At 56.8% G+C, this 18,105-nt stretch carries 16 protein-coding genes; 4 read left to right on the top strand and 12 right to left on the bottom strand.

The features are described 5' to 3' along the window. Positions 1–169: 169 nt before the first annotated feature. Positions 170–1,081 carry an aminotransferase class IV gene (locus tag FHR98_RS00005; RefSeq protein WP_183414558.1) on the bottom strand — a complete coding sequence of 304 codons (912 nt, stop codon included), beginning with the start codon at positions 1,079–1,081 and terminating at the stop codon, positions 170–172. 751 nt (positions 1,082–1,832) lie between these two features. On the opposite strand from FHR98_RS00005, the gene FHR98_RS00010 reads away from it, so the two are divergent. Then, positions 1,833–2,651, top strand: a complete 819-nt coding sequence (locus FHR98_RS00010) for an IclR family transcriptional regulator (RefSeq protein ID WP_183414559.1) — start codon at positions 1,833–1,835, stop codon at positions 2,649–2,651. A gap of 9 nt (positions 2,652–2,660) precedes the next feature. On the opposite strand, the gene FHR98_RS00015 is transcribed toward FHR98_RS00010, so the two are convergent. The 11 genes from FHR98_RS00015 to FHR98_RS00065 form a co-directional block, all read right to left on the bottom strand. Beyond that, positions 2,661–3,602 carry an ornithine cyclodeaminase family protein gene (locus tag FHR98_RS00015; protein WP_183414560.1) on the bottom strand — a complete coding sequence of 314 codons (942 nt, stop codon included), beginning with the start codon at positions 3,600–3,602 and terminating at the stop codon, positions 2,661–2,663. Next, the gene (locus FHR98_RS00020) at positions 3,599–4,921 is read right to left on the bottom strand and encodes an NAD(P)/FAD-dependent oxidoreductase (protein ID WP_183414561.1); all 1,323 of its coding nucleotides are present in this window, start codon (positions 4,919–4,921) and stop codon (positions 3,599–3,601) included. Before FHR98_RS00020 ends, FHR98_RS00015 begins: the two co-directional genes overlap by 4 nt. Positions 4,922–4,923: 2 nt before the next feature. Then, entirely contained in the window at positions 4,924–6,285 is a 1,362-nt protein-coding gene (locus FHR98_RS00025) for an NAD(P)/FAD-dependent oxidoreductase (protein ID WP_183414562.1), read from the bottom strand. Beyond that, positions 6,282–8,075: an ABC transporter permease subunit gene (locus FHR98_RS00030; RefSeq protein WP_183414563.1), complete on the bottom strand. Its 1,794-nt coding sequence runs from the start codon at positions 8,073–8,075 to the stop codon at positions 6,282–6,284. The genes FHR98_RS00025 and FHR98_RS00030 overlap by 4 nt, the downstream gene beginning before the upstream one ends. A 13-nt stretch (positions 8,076–8,088) precedes the next feature. Beyond that, positions 8,089–9,180: an ABC transporter ATP-binding protein gene (locus FHR98_RS00035; RefSeq protein WP_183414564.1), complete on the bottom strand. Its 1,092-nt coding sequence runs from the start codon at positions 9,178–9,180 to the stop codon at positions 8,089–8,091. A gap of 119 nt (positions 9,181–9,299) precedes the next feature. Beyond that, a complete protein-coding gene (locus FHR98_RS00040; RefSeq protein WP_183414565.1) occupies positions 9,300–10,373 on the bottom strand; it encodes an ABC transporter substrate-binding protein in 1,074 nt (357 codons plus the stop codon). 44 nt (positions 10,374–10,417) lie between these two features. Beyond that, positions 10,418–11,299 carry a succinate--CoA ligase subunit alpha gene (locus FHR98_RS00045; protein ID WP_183414566.1) on the bottom strand — a complete coding sequence of 294 codons (882 nt, stop codon included), beginning with the start codon at positions 11,297–11,299 and terminating at the stop codon, positions 10,418–10,420. Further along, on the bottom strand, positions 11,299–12,420 hold the full coding sequence (locus FHR98_RS00050; protein ID WP_183414567.1) for an ATP-grasp domain-containing protein: 1,122 nt from the start codon (positions 12,418–12,420) through the stop codon (positions 11,299–11,301). The genes FHR98_RS00045 and FHR98_RS00050 overlap by 1 nt, the downstream gene beginning before the upstream one ends. Positions 12,421–12,434: 14 nt before the next feature. Next, on the bottom strand, positions 12,435–13,211 hold the full coding sequence (locus tag FHR98_RS00055; protein ID WP_183414568.1) for an enoyl-CoA hydratase/isomerase family protein: 777 nt from the start codon (positions 13,209–13,211) through the stop codon (positions 12,435–12,437). An 18-nt stretch (positions 13,212–13,229) separates the two neighbouring features. After that, a complete protein-coding gene (locus tag FHR98_RS00060) occupies positions 13,230–14,003 on the bottom strand; it encodes an enoyl-CoA hydratase/isomerase family protein (RefSeq protein WP_183414569.1) in 774 nt (257 codons plus the stop codon). 393 nt (positions 14,004–14,396) lie between these two features. Further along, positions 14,397–15,299 (bottom strand): LysR substrate-binding domain-containing protein, encoded by a 903-nt coding sequence (locus FHR98_RS00065; protein ID WP_183414570.1) that lies wholly within the window; start codon positions 15,297–15,299, stop codon positions 14,397–14,399. A 62-nt stretch (positions 15,300–15,361) separates the two neighbouring features. Between FHR98_RS00065 and FHR98_RS00070 the strand changes: the two genes are divergently transcribed. The 3 genes from FHR98_RS00070 to FHR98_RS16820 are packed head-to-tail and all read left to right on the top strand — an operon-like array spanning position 15,362 to position 17,847. Continuing rightward, positions 15,362–16,207, top strand: coding sequence for a phytanoyl-CoA dioxygenase family protein (locus tag FHR98_RS00070; RefSeq protein ID WP_183414571.1), 846 nt, complete (start codon positions 15,362–15,364; stop codon positions 16,205–16,207). Next, a complete protein-coding gene (gene glyA / locus FHR98_RS00075; protein WP_183414572.1) occupies positions 16,204–17,490 on the top strand; it encodes a serine hydroxymethyltransferase in 1,287 nt (428 codons plus the stop codon). Before FHR98_RS00070 ends, glyA begins: the two co-directional genes overlap by 4 nt. A 6-nt stretch (positions 17,491–17,496) precedes the next feature. After that, the gene (locus FHR98_RS16820) at positions 17,497–17,847 is read left to right on the top strand and encodes a DDE-type integrase/transposase/recombinase (protein WP_367575440.1); all 351 of its coding nucleotides are present in this window, start codon (positions 17,497–17,499) and stop codon (positions 17,845–17,847) included. Positions 17,848–18,105 lie beyond the last annotated feature (258 nt).

Here is an 18,105-nt window from a genome sequence, read left to right on the forward strand (position 1 = left end):
ACCGCGCCAAAAGGCCGGACACATGACCGCACCCCGCAACGATCGTCAGAAGCTCAAATCAACCCTTGCGCAAACGGGGCCGTCCACACATGACACCTCCCTAGCAACTGCCGATTCAACTCGAAGGGTGAGTTAACGTGTCAGTGCCCAGGACATTGGTCCAGGCAAGCTATCGCAAATCCGTCTTCCTCTGGACGGGTGTTCTCAGAGTGGGCCGAGTCGTCATTGCCCAGTAAGCTTCTCGTAGTTGTTTTGTGACCGGCCCTTCGACGCCATTGCCATAGATCCGATCATCGACGCGCACGACAGGTACAGGCCCGCCGCCGGATGTCGCCGTGAAGATTTCGTGCGCCTCCAGGAAATCGTCGAGGGGGACGTCGCGAATCTCCACCATGATTCCGGCCTCTGCTGCTGCTTCCAGCACAGTCATTCTTGTGATGCCTTCCAGGCAGTTCCGGGCAGGGGTGACCAGCTTGCCCTCCTTCACCGCGAAGACATTGAAGCCCGGGCCTTCAGCTACCGTCCCGTCGGCAGCAGTCAGAAGAACAGTGTCCGCACCCTGATCGTAGGCCTCGAACAGCCCGGCGGTAAAGTCCCCCCAGTGGTAGTTCTTTACGCGCGGATTGACGGCATCTTCGCCTATGCGCCGCACAGACTTGGCAACCCAAAGGTGAGCCCCTCGGGTCGCTACATCCTTTGGAATGACATTCACGTAGGGCACGCACCAAGCAAAAAAATGATTGCCGCAGAGACGTGGATCTCGGATGCCGGGAATCTCAGGAGCTCCCCGCGAACAGACCATAGAAACATAGGACCAGGTGAGCCCTGAAGCTGCGACGATGGTATGCAACGCACCGCGAATAGCCTCGCGATCTTCGGCGGGTTTTAGACGCAACGCGGCCATGGAGGCCTCAAACCGATCGAGATGATCCTCAAGGCGGAAGAACGCGTCATCGATCACCATGACCACATCGTAGGTGATGTCCGAATGCGTGAGCCCCCAGTCGGTGACACCGATGGAAGCCTCCCCGACGGGAATCAGTCGCCCGCGCTGCCAAGCCGCTCCCTGATGGAATTTCATGCTCTGCTCCTACTGGCCGCGAGGACAATGAGATCCTCTGCTAGGCATTGACACGATAACTCGGCAACACGAGAGCAATCGCTTCTCGCCATTTTATCCTAGGCAGCTTTGCAGGCACCAGCCCATACCGCGAATGCATTGGATCTTAGGATCTTGTAGCTGGGTCGACTGAGGAGATGACGTTGACAGTTGAAGGTGTTGTAGGTGGCGGCATGAACGGATAGGCCAAGATCGGCGAAGGCTTTTGATAGGAGCGCAACCTATCCGTCACGATACTGGGCGGCGATGCGCCGCCAACCCTCCTACGGCAGCACCTCCAGCAGGGCATTCCGTTGGACTGCTCAAGCCAACGTAAGGCCTATGATTCCTTAGAAAATCCGGCCTGAACGTCGCCTGGAACCCAAGCCCCCCGAAAGCCAAAGCGCACCGCCAAAAGACATCGTAGAGAAAGACGGTCCTTTACCGCCCAAAAGAGCCGCCACTACTCAAAGGTCAGCACCATCAACATCCACTCCGTGAAGCTGAAAGGCGGACTTGGCAAGATCAATCCCGAGGGCGCTTTCAGGGCAAAATGGCAAAGCTTGGTGAGCGTCCTTGAGCTTGGTGAGTTAAAGTGTGATTTCCCCCTCGATTGTATGGGATGCTATGCGCCTGTTAGGCATAGCCTCTGGGTAGTTAGGATACTCTTTATAGCGACATTGCCACACTTTTAACGATTCCTATTCTGGCCCTGATAAAGTACAAAATTAGCATGTCACAGATTCCCAGCAGGCCTCCCCTGAATGGCAACGAGCCTCACCCAATCGACGAACGCCTTTTCATCGGCGGGGTTCAGAAAGCTTTGCTCGTACTCCGAGCCTTCTATGACCAAACGCAAGCACTGAGTTTGAGCGAGATTGCCAAATCAACCGGTATCGGCAGAAGTGCGGCTCAGCGGTTCCTTTATACATTAAAGGTTCTAGGATATCTGAGGCAGGACACAGCAACGCGCCGATACACACTATCGCCGAAGGTCCTGGATTTTGGCTTTGCCTATCTGCGCAACGATGCTCTCATTGAAAAAGCCTTTCCCTACATCCTAGAAGCGAGCAAGACGACACGAGAGACCGTCAACCTCACGGAACTGGATGATACGGAAGTGATTTACGTCTCCCGGCTTCCTAGCAGAAACATAATCAGCGTCGATGTCGTGCTTGGCCAACGGCTTCCCGCCTACTGTACGGCACCCGGACGTGCAATGCTCGCTGCCTTGCCAGATGAGATAGCCGCTGAAATTGTGAATCGCTCTCACCGAATCAAGCGAACAAAGTATACCATCATTGAGCCAGAAAAGATTCTGACGCAGCTCAATGTCATTCGCGCGAAAGGATACGCGATAAGCAATCAAGAGGCCTTCATGGGCGATATTTCCATCGCCGCTGCAGTCCGGAATCACAAAGGCGGCGTCATCGCAGCTGTGAATATTGCTGTGCCACATCCCAGGTGGTCGCCGAAAAAGGCAGAACAAACTTTTGCGCCCGTCGTCATGGAAACCGCACGAGCCATCGGAAAAACCCTGGGTGGTGCGTGACAACAGGATTTAACGCAGTTCCGCCGCTTCCAAGAGCATGCGGCCGATAACAATATCCGCAAGAGCAACACCTGGAAACAAGAAGGCTATCCTTGCGTCGGCATCTACTCTGCCTGCAACCCGGCCCGTGGCTAAATCTCCCAGGTCGCCGGTGAAATCGGCCGCCTCAAAGGTTGGATTGCTCGCACGCAGCGTTAGGCTTTGCTGATTGTCGTCCGTGAAGGTCTGATCAAACCCTCGAAGGCAGTCGCTCCGCCAAGAACGGCCCAGGTCTACCATCGCTGCAAATGCGCCAGGCGCTAGGCGGTCCGCCCTTAGGAAGGGCTTTAGCCCGGGTTGCTCGGGGATCGAACTAACCACAATATCAGCGTCCGTTATGGCCTCGTCTGCCTCTTTGCAAAGCCGTGGCGCGATGCCTCGCTCCGACGCTTTCTCGGCAAAGACGTTCACGGCTTCCAGCCTGCGCCCGTAGATCGCCACTTGTTCGAGTGAAAATTCCGAAGCTAGAGCTTCTAGATGGGTCCAGGCCTGCAGCCCGCAGCCTATGACCGCGAGCCTACTAGCATCAGTTTTGGCTAGGTAGCGGGCCGCAAGTAATGTCAGGCCCGCAGTTCGCAATCCAGTCAGGTGGTTGGCTTCCATGACCGCTAGCGGTCGGCCGCTCTGCGGATCGGACAGCACCAGCAGAGCGTTGATATGTGGCAATCCCCGGGCGCTGTTACCAGCGGCTCCACCCACCCACTTAACGCCCGCCGCCATTCCCGGCACAAGAGCGGGCATGGCATGAAAGAAGGTATCATTCCCGACCGTCGTCAGTTTGGTTTTCGTAGGCATGGCAATTTTGCCTGCAGCGCGCAGCTTGAAAGCGTCCGCCAGAGCGTCGGCAAGCTTAGGTGCGGGGGGTGCAAGTGCTGCCACCTCGGCCTCATTGAGGAACAGCAAGCGGGTCATCCTAAATTCCCAGCATGGCTTTCCACGGAATCGCCCTTCGATCCTCTGATGAGCCCGTGCGTCGCGAAACGCTCTGGACGAAAGGGATGAATATTGATCGGCGGCTCTTCCCCGGCGACCAGGGCGGAAACGATATTCGCCGTTGTTGCACTAGCCGTCAAACCGGTATGTCCATGACCGAAGGCAAAGATCACATCTCGGTTCAACTGGGAGCGGCCGATAACAGGCAAGGTGTCGGGTAAGGTCGGCCTTGAACCCACCCAATGGCGCGGTCGCGTCCGGTTGAGATTTGGAATATAACGAGTGGCAAGTCGCTCAAGCATTGCAATGCGGCGCCCGTTGGGCGCTTTGTCGATGTTCGTTGTAAACTCTGCCGTGCCTGCGACGCGCAGCCCCTGGGCCATGCTGTTGGCCGCCAGCTTTTCCTCGGCAAACATGATTGCGTTGTGGAGGGTAATTCCTGGCTCTGCGTACATGATGTGGTAGCCACGTTCGGCAACCAAGGGAAAGGCATGACCCAGGCCTAGCGCCAGTTGTGCCGACCAAACGCCCGCAGCCAGGACGAGGGTGTCGGCATTGATCGTCTCCTCTTCGGTGACGATTGAGACGCCTCTCTCTGCATTCTGCGAAAGCGCCCGAACTTCGCGTTGCAGGATGCGACCCTGTCGATGTTCAAAATCGGACGCCAGTGCCTTCACAAGACCACCAGGGTCTAGAGTTCGGCCGTGACCACTTAGAAGCACCCCGTTAGTAAAGCCAGCAGCGAGCGCAGGCTCTGCTTCGCGCAGCTCTCCCGCACTCAGTTCTTCGATCGACATGCCCAGTTCACGTCGCAGTTTCCAGACATTGCAGTCTTTGGCATAAGCTTCCTTGCGTCGGTATACATGCAGATAGTTACAGCGCTGAACCAATTGCTTGCAGTTAGCGGCTTCGGCTTGCGCAAGGTGATCTTCAACTGCCTTTACATGAAGGGCATGCAAAGCCTGCCCCACCTTCATGACCCGGTTCGGCGTGGCCGCTCGCTGTGCGGTAGCGAACCAGGGCAGCAGCGTCGGGAGACTGCGCCAATCGACTGCCAACGGGCCGTCGCGCGCTAAAAGCAATCCGGGGACTTGCTTCCAGGTCCCCGGGAGAATCTGTGGCACGCAGGAGCTTGTCGAGATGACACCCGCATTGCCATGAGAACAGGCCTCACCCGGCGAAAGCCTGTCGATCAGGGTCACCTGATAACCCTTCTCCTGAAGCCGTCGCGCTACGGAAACCCCTACGATTCCCGCACCCACCACCACAATCTTCTTTCCTTTGCCGGACCCCAGCATCGCTACAGCCTCTCGTCTTTTAAAGCATACCATTTCATCGCTGCGCGCTGCCCTAATCGCCTGAAGGCCGCCATTGGGTATTTCGGCAGGGCAGCGGTAAGAGGCGTCGGCAGCGACACCTGCTGGCCAGTGATTTTCTCGGCGATACGGCGTCCTGCATGCAAGCTGCAGGATACGCCGCTTCCGATGTATCCCAACGCGTAATGCAAGCTTTGATCATCTTCCGCCGTGGTTATATGGGGAAGGGAATCAGGGGTCAGGGCAACCCAGCCTCCCCAGAAATATTCGACTGAAGGCGCCTTCATGAAAGGAAACTTACGTTCGATAACCCGAAGAAGTTCTTGCCTGTGTGCCGCCATTTGGCGAGGCGTGGCTCTGACCGGCCCCTTACCCCCCAGCATGATGCGATCGTCCGGCAATCGCCGGTAGTAGTGCAGCAATGTGCGGGCATCACTCATGCAATCGCTAGTCACAAAATTCCCCGCCTGTTTTTCCTCCAGCGTCATTGGTCGGGTGACAACGATGTTGGACATGACAGGTAAAAGACGGTGGCGCAATTTTGGAAACAAACCCTCGACGGTATAGCCGTTGGTACTGATGACCAGGTGCCGAGCACGTACCAATCCGCGGGGCGTAGAGATCACGTGCCTGTCTCCATCTTTATCCAGGCCAAGCGCAGGTGTATCGCGGAATATCACTGCCCCCTGGCCACGCGCCGCGCGGACGAGCCCATAGACCAGTTTCAAAGGATGCATCGCAAAGGATAGTGGCCATCTGAGGGCGCCATAGCCATCACCGCATGCAACATGTTCGGCAGCCAGACGCTTGGCATCCAAAAACTCAACAGCCATGCCATAACGGTTACGAAGCAAGTCGCCTTCTCGTTGGAGCGCGGCGACCCGCCCGGCCCGATGGGCAATCTTTAACCAACCTTCCGGCATCACATCGCAGTCGATGTCGGCTTCCTGAATTACTTTACGCGCCGTCTCAAGGGCGGCAAGGGCTTCCGCAAACATCGCGTCCGCGATCTCCGCACCCCATTTCCTCTCCCAATCCGCGTGGGGAACCCGGCCGATAGCCGGGCGCGCAAAGCTTCCATTGCGCCCACTACAGCCCCATCCCGGTTGGTTCGCCTCGATCACCGCAACGCTGGCGACCCGCAGCTTGGTGAGGTGATATGCGCAGGAAAGCCCCGTGTAGCCCCCGCCAATGATGGCGACATCGCAATCTAAATCGCTCTCTAGCCGACCATCGTCATCGGGCGCTGTCCCCGCTGTCGCTTGCCAGTAGGTGGGTGTGACGGGTTGAGCAGTGAGTGGTCGACTCATCCCCAAAGGGTCAGGGTAGGAAGGAGCGTCGATCACCGCATCCTCTCGCCGCGCCGTCTTAGATATTCCGAAGTCAGGATAACAGCAGTCATGAAGACCAACACCATCGCCGCGACGGCAGCCAGTGCTGGTGAAACCTGCAATAGCGCGTTGTCCCACATCTGCCTGGGCAAGGTCGTCGTATCGCCCCCTGCAACGAAGAGCGCTATGGTCAGTTCATCAAAAGAAATGACAAAGGCGAACATGAAAGCTGCAATTAGACCAGACTTGAGCAGAGGCAGCGTTACATGACGCAACGTGCGCGCCTTGTCGGCGCCTAGCGTGTAGGCAGCATGGTCAAGCCGCTCGTCATATTGCTTAAGCACGGCCACCATAGTGACCACAACGTAGGGGACCGCCAAAACAGTATGTCCTATCGCCAACCCTGCAGTGGTGGCGACCAACCCGATGTCCGCAAAAAGATAGAACAAGGCAACCGCGATAATGATGTTGGGCATGATGATCGGCGACACCAGGAATCCGATGAGTGCGGTCTTAAAGCGTGCACGCCGCACAATGTAGAAGGCAGCAGGGACACCAAGTAGCAATCCGGCCAGACCAGCAAGCGTCGCTACGACGAAGGACCTTATCGCCGCCTCAACCCAGAGCACATTGTCAAAGACCGACCCGTACCATTGGAACGAAAACCCTTCCGGGGGCCATCCGAGGAACTGCCCCTCGGTAAAACTAACTGGAATCACGAAGAACGCCGGACCCGCCAGGAAAAAGAGAATCAGCAGTACACCCATCCAGAGCATTCGGCGTCCTACATCCGGCCTGCGACGGTCGGCCCGGATCGGTCTGATCTTCTCAAGGATTTCGGCAAGGAGTTCACAAATGAACGCTGTACACTCGACCAGGAGAGAGCCGAGGCGGCGGCCAACCCAACCAATGGGATTGCGCCAGACCGAACCGTCCTGGCGCATAGCGCCTCCCGACAACGTCGACAGTCCTACCAAGCGATCGTAGATCAAAAAGATGACCAGCGCCACGAGCAGCAAGGCGACGGCTATGGCCCCGGCGAAGCTCCAGTTCAGCAGGTCTTTGATCTGGAAGATAATGAGTTGCGCAATCACGGTCTCCCGCTCGCTCCCGAGCAAGGCCGGGGTGATGAAGAAACCGAGCGCAGTGATGAAGACTAGGAGGCCGCCTGCCGCGACACCCGGCAATGACAACGGCAGGTAGACCCTCAAGAAGGCCTGGGCCGGGCGGGCTCCAAGAGTGGCAGCAGCCCTAGAAAGGTTGCGGTCGATGTTCTCCATGACGGACAGCATCGTGAGCACGGCAAGCGGCATCAGTGCATGCACCATACCGATCATGACACCGGTGAAGTTGTATAGCAGGCTGGGTGGGTCCGGCAGCCCCAGCGCCGACGCCAATTGGCTGACGGCGCCGTTTCGCCCCAACAGCACGATCCAGGCAAAGGTGCGCACCAGAAAGCTGGTCCAAAATGGCATCAGGACCCAAATTACCCAGAAATTCCTCTGGTTCTTCCCAAGCGTTGAAAGAAGATAGGCTACGGGAAATGCAGCCGCGATCGATATGAATGCTGTCCAACCCGCGATTTTGAATGTGATACCTAGAACCCGACCAACGACAAAGGAATCCTGGAGTTTTAGATAGTGCTCGAAGGTGAGTTCGTTGCCCGAACCAGTCACACTGAGCGACAGCAAAAGCACCACCGGGAAAACGAATGTCACACCAAGGAACAAGATTACCGGAAGGATAGGCCAAAACTGCTGGGCCTTTCGAATTACGCTTCTGTTAGAACCAGTGAGACTTGCCATGACGGTCCACCCTTCAATTATCGGGAAGGACAACAGCGCGCTCGGCGGACCACCCGAGATGAACATCACGGTCACCCGATTGCGCGCCAACCGGCCCGCTTGTCAGGGACTTTGCAATTATCTCCAATCCGCTGGCAGCTCTGCAGAAAGTCTGGGTCATGCCACCGGTCATGATCACATCCGTGACCCGCGCTTCAACCCGGTTGTCCAATATCACGTCGACATCTAGGCTGACAGTTTCCGGCCGCACCATGACACTGACTTTCTGACCCTTAAGGAGCGAATGATCGCTAACTCCCAGGACACGCGTGCCGTCGGTCAACTCGACTGCGACTCTTTCCGAATCGCACCCGACAACCTGCCCTGCGAGCAGATTGGCTTCACCAAGGAAATCCGCGGCAAAGACTGACTGCGGCCTGAAGTATAGATCGTCGGGTGTACCAATCTGCTCTATACGACCATCGCGCATAAGGCAGATTCTGTCGGACATCACCAGAGCCTCTTCCTGATCGTGAGTGACATAAAGGACAGCGATGTTGTGCTCCTGGTGTAATCTCTTGATTTCGAGCTGGAGTTGGTCGCGCAGCTTCTTGTCAAGTGCGCCGAGTGGCTCGTCCATCAGAATCACCGAAGGTTCGTAGACCATGGCACGGGCCAGCGCGATTCGTTGTTGCTGACCACCGGACAACTGTCGGGGGTAGCGGCTGGCCAAATGTGGGAGTTGGACGACTTCAAGAACCTTCTCGACCGCCTCGCGTATCTTAGCCGCGGGCCATTTGCGCATCTTGAGCGCGAAAGCGACATTATCAAAGATCGTCATATGCGGAAACAGGGCATAGTTCTGAAACACCATGCCGATGTCACGTTTAAAGGGTGGTAGGTAAGTCGCTAGCTGCCCGTCGATTCGTATCTCACCACCATCCGGTTCATTCAAGCCGGCAATCGTAAGCAGCAAAGTTGTCTTGCCCGAGCCTGACGGTCCTAGAAGGGTCAGGAATTCCCCATCCGCAAGATACAGATCCGCACCTTCGAGAGCGACAAAGTCCCCATAGGTTTTGCGCAAAGCACGCACTTCCAGCTTTTTCTGATCCTGTAGTGAGGTCATAGGCAGATTCCAGGTTTGACGCGTCAGTCAACAAGTGCTTGACGCAAGAAGCCTTGGGGGAAGCAGCAGCTCCGGTCGCCGTAGCGACCGGAGCTACCTGCATTTTATCTATCAGGAAATCAGGAGAGCAGCCATTCGTTGAAACGCTGCTCGGCCGCTTCCTTATGCTCGCCCCACCAACCCTGGTCGGCAAGGACCATACGTTCAATGTTCTGCGGAGCCGTCGGCAGAGATTTCGCCCGCTCAGCAGAAATAAAATTGTAGGCCTTGGGGTTCGTCGGTCCATAAGCGAGCTTGTTGGTGAAGGCTGCCTGGCGTTCAGGGTCGGCGCAATAGGAGATGAACTTCCGACCGAGATCAGCCTTCGGGTTCCCCTTGGGAATTGCCCAACCTTCCATCGAATAGAGACCTTGGTTCCACTCTATGGACACTGGCGCACCACCATCAATGACGGTTTGTGCACGCCCATTCCAAGTTGGCAACATATCTACTTCACCAGTCTGCAGAAGTTGGCTTGTCTGGGCGCCACCTGTCCACCAGACATCAATGTGGCCTCTTATATCGTCGAGCTTGTTCAGAGCGCGTTCGATATCGAGTGGATAGAGATCCTTCGGATCCACGCCATCCGCCAACAGAGCAATCTCTAACGTGTCAATAGGGCTGCGGCGCAATGCCCGACGGCCGGGAAAGCCCTTCACGTCCCAAAAATCCGCCCAGGAGCGAGGCTCTTTACCCTTGAGGGTATCTTGCCGGTAGGCCAAGGTCGTCGCATAAACGTCTGTACCCATCCAGTTTTTGGCGCGAGCCTCAGGCATAATGTCCTGCATGTGCTCACCTGACCAATCCAGATCCTCTAGCAGATCACGCGCACCCAGCAATACTTGTCCTGCCAACGTGACAGTTACAACGTCCCAGGTATAAGACTTAGTCTCTACGATGGCCTGGATATGACTGGTGGGCTGATGTTCTCGCGCAATGTTCGCGACTGTGATTCCCGAGGCTTTTTCGTAGGGCCGGTAAAAAGCCTCCCCAAAAGCGTCCTTGAAGGGACCGCCCGGATCCGCAACCGTGATGCGCTCGGCGGCAAGCAATTTGCTCGGCAAGCCCATGGCGCCCACTGATGCAACCCCCGCACCTGCAGCCAACAACAAATCCCTTCGCGTGACCTTCATATTTCCACTGTCGTACTTCATCGGCATGTTCTCCTCCCTAGTTGCCACTCTTCTACAATGGCGTTTCAATCAACTTCCGCAGGAGCCTTGAGCCGCGCCAAGGCCGCACCAACTCCGATTACATCATTGACAACGATGGCTCCTGCGCGTTCTAAAGCGGCGCGCTTCCCGGGGACGTTTTCTTCAGGGGAACCAAGGATGGCGCCCGCATGCCCCATTGTTTTGCCAGCTGGTGCGTGCAGGCCCGCGATATAGGCCACTACGGGCTTTTTCATGTGCCGCGCGACCTCAGCCGCCTGCAGTTCACTCCGCCCCCCAATCTCTCCTATCAAGACCACTGCCGTGGTGTCTGGGTCTGCGTCGAATAGGTGCAACGCATCGGCATGGGACATTCCAATGATGGGGTCGCCGCCAAGACAAACGACGCTGCTTTGACCAAGGCCCTTCGCATTGAGAGAATCGATGACTTCATAGGTCAGCGTTCCACTTTTTGAGACGATTCCAATCGGCCCGCGCCGCAACAGTTTCCCATTGAGGTCCGAAAGATTTGCCAGCCCCGGGCTTATGCAGCCCGCAGCATTTGGTCCTATGAGATTCACCCCTCGATAAGCCGCATAAGCGGCAATGCGCGCGGCGTCTTGGACCGGGACGCCTTCGGCATAGACGACCATGGTTTTGATCCCGGCATCAATCGCCTCAAAGGCGGCCGCACACGCTTGCCCTGCCGGTACCGAAAGGAACGCGCAGTTAGCGCGGGCGATGGCAACTGCTTCATGGCACGAGGAAAATACCGGCAGACCGGAAACCGTTTCGCCACCACGCTTAGGCGAAACTCCGCCAACCAGAGGCGTGCCCTCAGAAAGGAGCTTATCCGCCAAGTTTCGCCCAGTATGGCCTGTAATGCCTTGAATCACGATCCGGCTATCGCCATTCACCAGTATCGCCATCAACTGCGCCCCTTATAATGCGTGACCGCCTCTATGGCCGCACTGAGGTCTTCGAATACTTCAAACCCTTGTTCAGTGAGCATGGCCCGTCCGCTTTCACTGTTACGTCCCTTGAGCCTGATCACGACCCGGCCCCGCAACGGCGCTATCTTTTGCGCTTCTACCAGCATCCGCGCCAGCTCATCGCAAAGCGCTGTATGCAGGTAAGCATTGAAGAACGTGATGAGGGGGTTAGCGTCGGATACCGCCTCGAAAACGCGGCCAAGCGCCTCGCCGCCGGCTAGCACTGACCCGCCTAGATCTACAACACCGCGTACCGACAGTCCCCTTTCGGATAGCAGATCAAGCGTGGCCATCATCAGACCGGCGCCGCTAACAACGGCCATGATCTCGCCGCCGGTGTTTATTTCGATTCCGGTTGCACCGGCAGAAGCGACGCCCGTTTCAAGCGGGCTGCGGTCGTCCGCCGAATCTTGCTGCATTTGTTCCAACGCTTCTCGCCGAAAGGCTGCGTTATTGTCCAAAGTCACTTTGGCGTCGGCGGCATAGACCTCGCCCGATACAGTCAGCACCAAGGGATTGATTTCGGCCAGCGTCGCATCTTCAGCAACGACCAGAGCGTAAAGTGAAGTTAGAGCTTCAGCGACAGGCACCTCGAGGGTAGCACTCAAATCAAGATGCTTCACCGCCGCCCTCACATGGTATTCCCGCAGACCGACCAAAGGGTCAATCGGCAACCGAAGCAGTTCTCCTGAACTAGTCTCCTCTATGTCCACACCTCCATTGGGAGACGCCAGAATCACTAGGCTCTTGCGATCCCGGTCAAGGGCTATGGCCAGGTAAATTTCCCGCGCGATATCCAAACGCTGTTCTACATAGACACCCTTGCAGCGCTGGCCATCCAGAGTCAGATCGGAGAGTCGGGGCGCCATTTCCTCAACGGCTGCAATACTGTCGGCAAACTGGATAGCGCCGCGCTTACCGCGCTTGCCCGTCGCCATTTGGGCCTTGAGTACATAACCTCCGTCCCAGTCTGGTCGATTGGGCCAAAGAGTGCCGTACGGCACGGGAATCCCGTGCCGCGCGAAGAGCGCCTTACCCTGGTGTTCCAGAAGATCCATCGCTTCGTTGCTCCTCAGGCCGACTGCTTGCGCCTGGCGCGGGTTGCAAAGAATTCTTCCATCATTCGCTGAGGCTCACCGCTGGCGTATGCTTCTTTCTGATTCCGGCTACCTGCTGCGACAGCGTCCTTAAATCCCGCGTCGGTCATTTCCGCAAAACGACGCTTGTTGAGCGCCATGGCAACCGGTGGTTTTGCCGCGAGTTCCGCCGCGACTTCACGCGCTTTTGCTGCGACTTGGTCTGCGGGCACGAGATGATGGATAAGGCCGATGCGATAACATTCGTCGCCGTCCATCATACGGCCCGTCAGAGTCAGTTCGATGGTCCGGGAAAGACCCAGCATTTGGTTCATGAGCCAGGGGCCCAGAGTGCTAGCGATGCCCGAGTTGATTTCTGGTTGTCCCATACGGCTCGCAGCATGCCCAACTCGGATGTCGCACTGCAAAGCAACCTGGAACGCGGATCCGGCAGCCACGCCATTGAGCGCTGCAATCAGCGGCTTGTTCATTCCGCGGATTGCTGCGTAAAGGTTGCGCCACTCTTCGACCCAGTCACCCGCGCGGGCAGTATCAAAAGACTTTGTCTCGTTCAAGTCCTGGCCTGCGGAGAAGGCCCTATCACCAGAGCCAGTCAGAATGACCGCCCGCACGGAGTCATCGGCGTTCATGGCATTCAGCGCCTTGGCCAGTTCCTTGCGCATCGGCGAATGCCAGGCATTGAGAACGGCCGGACGGTTCAAGGTGATAGTGCCAATAGCGTCTTTTATATCGGTTATGAGAAAGTCATACATCAATGTCTCCTATTGCCTCTAAGTGTTGGTTTGCTGACTGCGAGATCTAAGAAACTGCTCCATAGCGGCTTGAGGCTGGCCAGTCCTGATTGCTTCGGCCTGATATTTCGCCGCCTTTGCCTCTGCATCCCCAAGTCCGGAGCTCGCGAGGCTATGCAAGAATCTGTGTGTCAAAGCCATCGCAGTCGGTGCCTTTTCCGCTATCTCGGCAGCCACCATTCTGGCTTCGGCAACGAGCTGGTCAGGCTCGCTTAAACGATGAATCAAACCCCAATCCTGCGCCTCTTCGGCATGGAATATCCGCCCTGTGAGAACAAGTTCGCGCATACGTGATTGGCCGAGATGAATGCTTAGGAGATAGCTGCCGACGATTGCAGGGAGCCCCACATTCGCCTCAGCCATAAGCAACCGTGCAGAAGGCACCGCGATCCGGATATCCGCCATTAGGGCTAACTGCAATCCGGCGCCTGCCGCCGTTCCATTGATAGCGGCGACCATTGGCTTAGTGCATTGACTTACGCCCTCGAAAAATCGCCTCCACCCAGCCATCCAGCGATCACCATCGGAATGGCCCAACGCGGCGCTCTCATTCAGGTCCTGCCCGGCGCAAAAAGCCCTGTTGCCAGCACCGGTGATGACAATGGCGCGGATATCCTGGCTACGAGAGGCAAAATCCAATGATTCAACGATTTGGTCCCGCGCCGCTGCGTCCAACGCATTCAATCGCTCGGGTCTTGAGATCGTAACCCAAAGAAGGGAGCCCTCCTTGTTTGCTATCACGCCACCTTTCATTGGGCCCCTCATCTGTTAATCGAATATTGTATATCAATAATACATATTGATTATCAATTTTGCCCACAAGCTATTAAAATCGTCAACAACCTTTTGCATGATCGCCCACGCCGTCACCTATGGACGCCTCTCCAATTGCAAGGGAAGTGTTGTTAGACAAATTCGAACCGGCGTTGACTTACACCACTCGCGCCAAACGTCTGGCAATGAGAAGCACGCACCATTCGGCGAGAGCGGCGGTGCGGTTCAGCTTGTAAATGGCTCAAGAGGAACGACTGCGCTGGTGCTGGCATGTGTCCAGCCTTTTTGCGCGGTGAATGCGACCGCTAGCCCTGATGAAGTCCGCTTGCCGGGCCCCAAGCAGACAATTGAACTTTAACGCCCTGACTGCACCTAAGGCCCAGGTGCACATACATTGCCGAACGACGCCGTCAGCCAGCTTCGAAAGCGTTTCACGTAATCCAGATGGGCGGATTTATCCGGCACCACGACAAAATATCCCTGCTGCGCCGCAATTGTTTGTTCCAGAGGACACACCAGTTCATTGCGCGCAAAAAGATCGCGCAGCAGAAGCTTGTGCCCCATTGCGATACCGCCGCCAGCCCGCGCGGTGTCGATGGCCATGCTATAATGTGTGAAGAATTGGCCGTCGCCACCCAATGACCCTGCAACACCGGCCGTCGTCAGCCAACGCGTCCAGTCGTCGGACCAATAGGTGTCGTGCAGTAGCAGGCATCGCGAAAGATCCTCGGCTCTGTGAATTGCCATCTTCTCCGCATAGTTCGGTGTGCATACAGGCGCCAGCGTATCGTGGCCCAGGTATGTCGCGGTCAATCCCTCGGTGTCCGTCGTCCCATAGCGGATCCCGAGTTGTGCGTCAGAGCGTGAGAAATCGACCATCTCCGCGTCCGCAGATACGACGATATCAATGTGCGGCATGGACTGTTGAAAGCCGGGCATTCGGGGCACGAGCCAAATGGATGCGAATGCCGGTAACACTGTGATCTTGAGTTGGCCACGGACCCGCGACCCGGCAACGCGCTCCGTTTCCTTCTCGAGGATGTTTAAAGCGTTTCGGACCGCGGAATGATACCGGCGGCCCGCGGCTGTCAAGACCACCCGTCGACCAGATCTTCTAAACAATGAAACGCCCAGAAACTGCTCAAGCTGCTTTATTTGCTGGCTTACGGCACCTTTTGATACCCTAAGGTCATTAGCGGCCTGGACAAAGCTCTCGTGTTCCGCCGCGAGTTCAAAGTACCGGATCGTTCCCAAGGGTGGAATGGCGCGGACCATTGTTTAGTTTGCCTATTCAGTAGCGTAGTTTTTGATGATTGCACCGCGCTGAAAAGCCGTCAATGCTGATAGCCTCATTCAAGGACTATCGGGTGGTGGCGAAAATGAAACTGACCGATGCGCAGATCAAACAACTTGAGACGGACGGATTCATCATTATTCCGGAACGCTTCACTCAGGCCGAGGTTGCGGCAATCCGTTCCCGCCTTCCGCAAATCTTTTCGCAGCACCATGAGGCAAACATCATTGAGCGGAATTCCGGTGTCGTCCGCACAGCGATGGGTCTGCACCTGCGTGATAATCTGTTCGCTGCTCTTGTCCGACATCCCCGCCTGATCGGACCGGCGCAGCAGTTATTCGGCGAACCGATGTACGCTCAACAGGTGAAAGTGAACGTGAAGGCGGCATTTTCCGGCGAGATGTGGCAATGGCACGCGGATTTTGCAACGCATCACGAGGAAGACGGGGTCACATTGCCTCGCGCCCTCAACTTGCACATACTTCTTGACGAGGTAACCGAGTTCAACGGCCCGCTCTATTTCCTGCCCGGTTCGCACCGTGCCGGCGACCATGCAGCCAAGCTCGACAACAAGACGACAAGCTATACCCTTTGGGCGACCGACCATGCGCGCGTACGCGAAATGGCCGAACGCGGAGGCATCGTCGCCGCAAAGGGACGGCCCGGCACCATGCTCATATTCCATGACACGCTCATTCATGGCTCCCCGAACAACATGTCTCCATGGGACCGGTCGATTTTCTCGCTCATCGTCAACCCGGTATCGAATGCCTACACGGCCCCAACCCGGCCTGACTACAAGCATCATCGGAATCTTACGCCGCTCGAACCTCTCGCAGAGGATTGCCTGGAAACCTATGTGAACAGACTAAGGGCGCCTGCGGCATGAGCCCGAACAACCTAAGAACCGAGCGCATGGATGATACCGCATCGGTCTACTTCCGCACTCCGCTCTCGTCCGCCGACCCTGACGTCGCTGCCCTCGTCGCATCGGAGCGAAACCGCCAGCATCAGCACATCGAGTTGATCGCTTCGGAGAATGTCGTCAGCCGGGCCGTTATGGAAGCGCAGGGCTCGATCTTTTCGAACAAGACAGTCGAAGGCTATCCCGGTGCCCGCTATCACGGCGGGGCCGAGATCGCCGATGCCCTGGAAACCCTGGGGTCGCAACGCGCTTGCAAGCTTTTTAACGCTGCCGAGGTCAACCTGCAGCCTCATTCGGGTTCTCAAGCTAACTTGGCCGTTTTCTCGGCCCTGCTTGAGCCGTTCGACTCGGTGCTCGCTCTCGATCTCAAATCTGGGGGACATCTCAGTCACGGGGCGAAAGCTAACATCAGCGGCAAGCTGTTCACGATCCACACCTATGGCCTGCGTCCGGACAGCGGTTTCATCGATCTCGACAAACTTGCTGACATGGCGCGGGCCAATCGGCCGAAACTGATCATTGCGGGCGGGTCATCCTACCCACGTGCTCTGGATTTGAAGGCATTCAGGCAGATCGCCGACGATGTCGGTGCCTATTTGCTTGTCGATATGGCCCACTTCGCCGGATTGGTGGCCGGTGGCGTCCTCGACAATCCCGTCGAATTCGCAGACGTGGTCACGACCACCACTTACAAGTCTCTGCGCGGCGCCCGCGGCGGTATGATCCTATGGAACCGTGACGACCTGAGCCGAAGCCTCCGCTCGGCAGTGTTCCCCGGCGTCCAGGGCAGCCCGCTCTTGAACATGCTGGCGGCGAAGACTGTCGGGCTTGGCGAGGCATTGCAGCCGTCGTTCCGGCAATACGCCGAACAAGTGCAACGGAATGCGCGTGCCCTCGCCGGTCAGTTGTCGGCCGACGGTTTGAGCGTCGTCACGGGCGGAACCGATACGCCCCTGATGCTCGTCGATCTGATGAACCTCGATATGGACGGACAGACAGCGAGCGACAAACTTGCCGCCATCGGGATCACCTGCAACAAGAATTTGATTCCGAACGATTCGCGCTCTCCTGCAACGACCTCAGGACTGCGGTTGGGTGTGTCGGCAATGACTTCGCGGGGCATGGTCGAGGCGGACGCGCGTCAGATCGGGTCCTGGATCGCCGATTGTTTGCTTGGCCGAACTGTGTCGCCCCAAGCCGTGCGCCGCGACGTCAAAGCAATGGCGAGTGGCTTTGATTTCTACTAAGGAAAGTTGGCACTGAAATTCCTAAGAAAAGCAATGCGCAGGCATGGCCAGCCTAAGATCATTGTAACCGACCGGCTAATATCCTATGGGGCCGAGATGAAAGAGATCGGCAATATCGATCGTCAGCTAACCGGCCGCTGGCTAAACAATTGCGCTGAGAACTCACACCTGCCCTTCCGACGAAGGGAGCGGGCTAGCTTCGATTCCGCCGAATGCGAAGTCTTCAGAAATTTGCCGCCGTCCATGCCCCCATCTATAGCCTCTTCAACACGGGAACGCAGCCTCTCAAGTCGAAGAATTTTCAAGTTCAACCGTGATGCCGCCCTCAACGAGTGGCGTGGTCTTTTCGCTGCCTGACGATCGGCTCGACTGAAGTATACTGAGACGAGTTCGAATTAGTCTGACACCTCCGCAGCCATTCCTCAGAGAAAGCGACGGAACACACCGATCACTATCCCCACAAGCCATTGAGATTGCGGACAGAGTTCAGCGCACTACGATACCGACAATGTTGGGGCTGACTGCGTGGCGGTGGATGCAGTCTGCTGCGAACTGATCTCTGCGAGAAATTCCCTGATAACAGGGAAAATACAGGGAAAATTCGATATTTTCCGG

It is taken from the genome of Limibacillus halophilus (genome assembly GCF_014191775.1).
In the GTDB taxonomy this organism is placed as follows: domain Bacteria; phylum Pseudomonadota; class Alphaproteobacteria; order Kiloniellales; family CECT-8803; genus Limibacillus; species Limibacillus halophilus.

Excerpts from the sequence above, each read along its gene's own strand:
- glyA (WP_183414572.1), top strand. The coding sequence starts at position 16,204 with ATGAGCCCGAACAACCTAAGAACCGAGCGCATGGATGATACCGCATCG.
- FHR98_RS00070 (WP_183414571.1), top strand. The coding sequence starts at position 15,362 with ATGCTGATAGCCTCATTCAAGGACTATCGGGTGGTGGCGAAAATGAAA.
- FHR98_RS00005 (WP_183414558.1), bottom strand. The coding sequence starts at position 1,081 with ATGAAATTCCATCAGGGAGCGGCTTGGCAGCGCGGGCGACTGATTCCC.
- FHR98_RS00045 (WP_183414566.1), bottom strand. The coding sequence starts at position 11,299 with ATGGCGATACTGGTGAATGGCGATAGCCGGATCGTGATTCAAGGCATT.
- FHR98_RS00020 (WP_183414561.1), bottom strand. The coding sequence starts at position 4,921 with ATGCTGGGGTCCGGCAAAGGAAAGAAGATTGTGGTGGTGGGTGCGGGA.
- FHR98_RS00015 (WP_183414560.1), bottom strand. The coding sequence starts at position 3,602 with ATGACCCGCTTGCTGTTCCTCAATGAGGCCGAGGTGGCAGCACTTGCA.
- FHR98_RS00030 (WP_183414563.1), bottom strand. The coding sequence starts at position 8,075 with ATGGCAAGTCTCACTGGTTCTAACAGAAGCGTAATTCGAAAGGCCCAG.
- FHR98_RS00040 (WP_183414565.1), bottom strand. The coding sequence starts at position 10,373 with ATGAAGTACGACAGTGGAAATATGAAGGTCACGCGAAGGGATTTGTTG.
- FHR98_RS00065 (WP_183414570.1), bottom strand. The coding sequence starts at position 15,299 with ATGGTCCGCGCCATTCCACCCTTGGGAACGATCCGGTACTTTGAACTC.
- FHR98_RS00050 (WP_183414567.1), bottom strand. The coding sequence starts at position 12,420 with ATGGATCTTCTGGAACACCAGGGTAAGGCGCTCTTCGCGCGGCACGGG.
- FHR98_RS00055 (WP_183414568.1), bottom strand. The coding sequence starts at position 13,211 with ATGTATGACTTTCTCATAACCGATATAAAAGACGCTATTGGCACTATC.
- FHR98_RS00035 (WP_183414564.1), bottom strand. The coding sequence starts at position 9,180 with ATGACCTCACTACAGGATCAGAAAAAGCTGGAAGTGCGTGCTTTGCGC.
- FHR98_RS00060 (WP_183414569.1), bottom strand. The coding sequence starts at position 14,003 with ATGAAAGGTGGCGTGATAGCAAACAAGGAGGGCTCCCTTCTTTGGGTT.
- FHR98_RS00010 (WP_183414559.1), top strand. The coding sequence starts at position 1,833 with ATGTCACAGATTCCCAGCAGGCCTCCCCTGAATGGCAACGAGCCTCAC.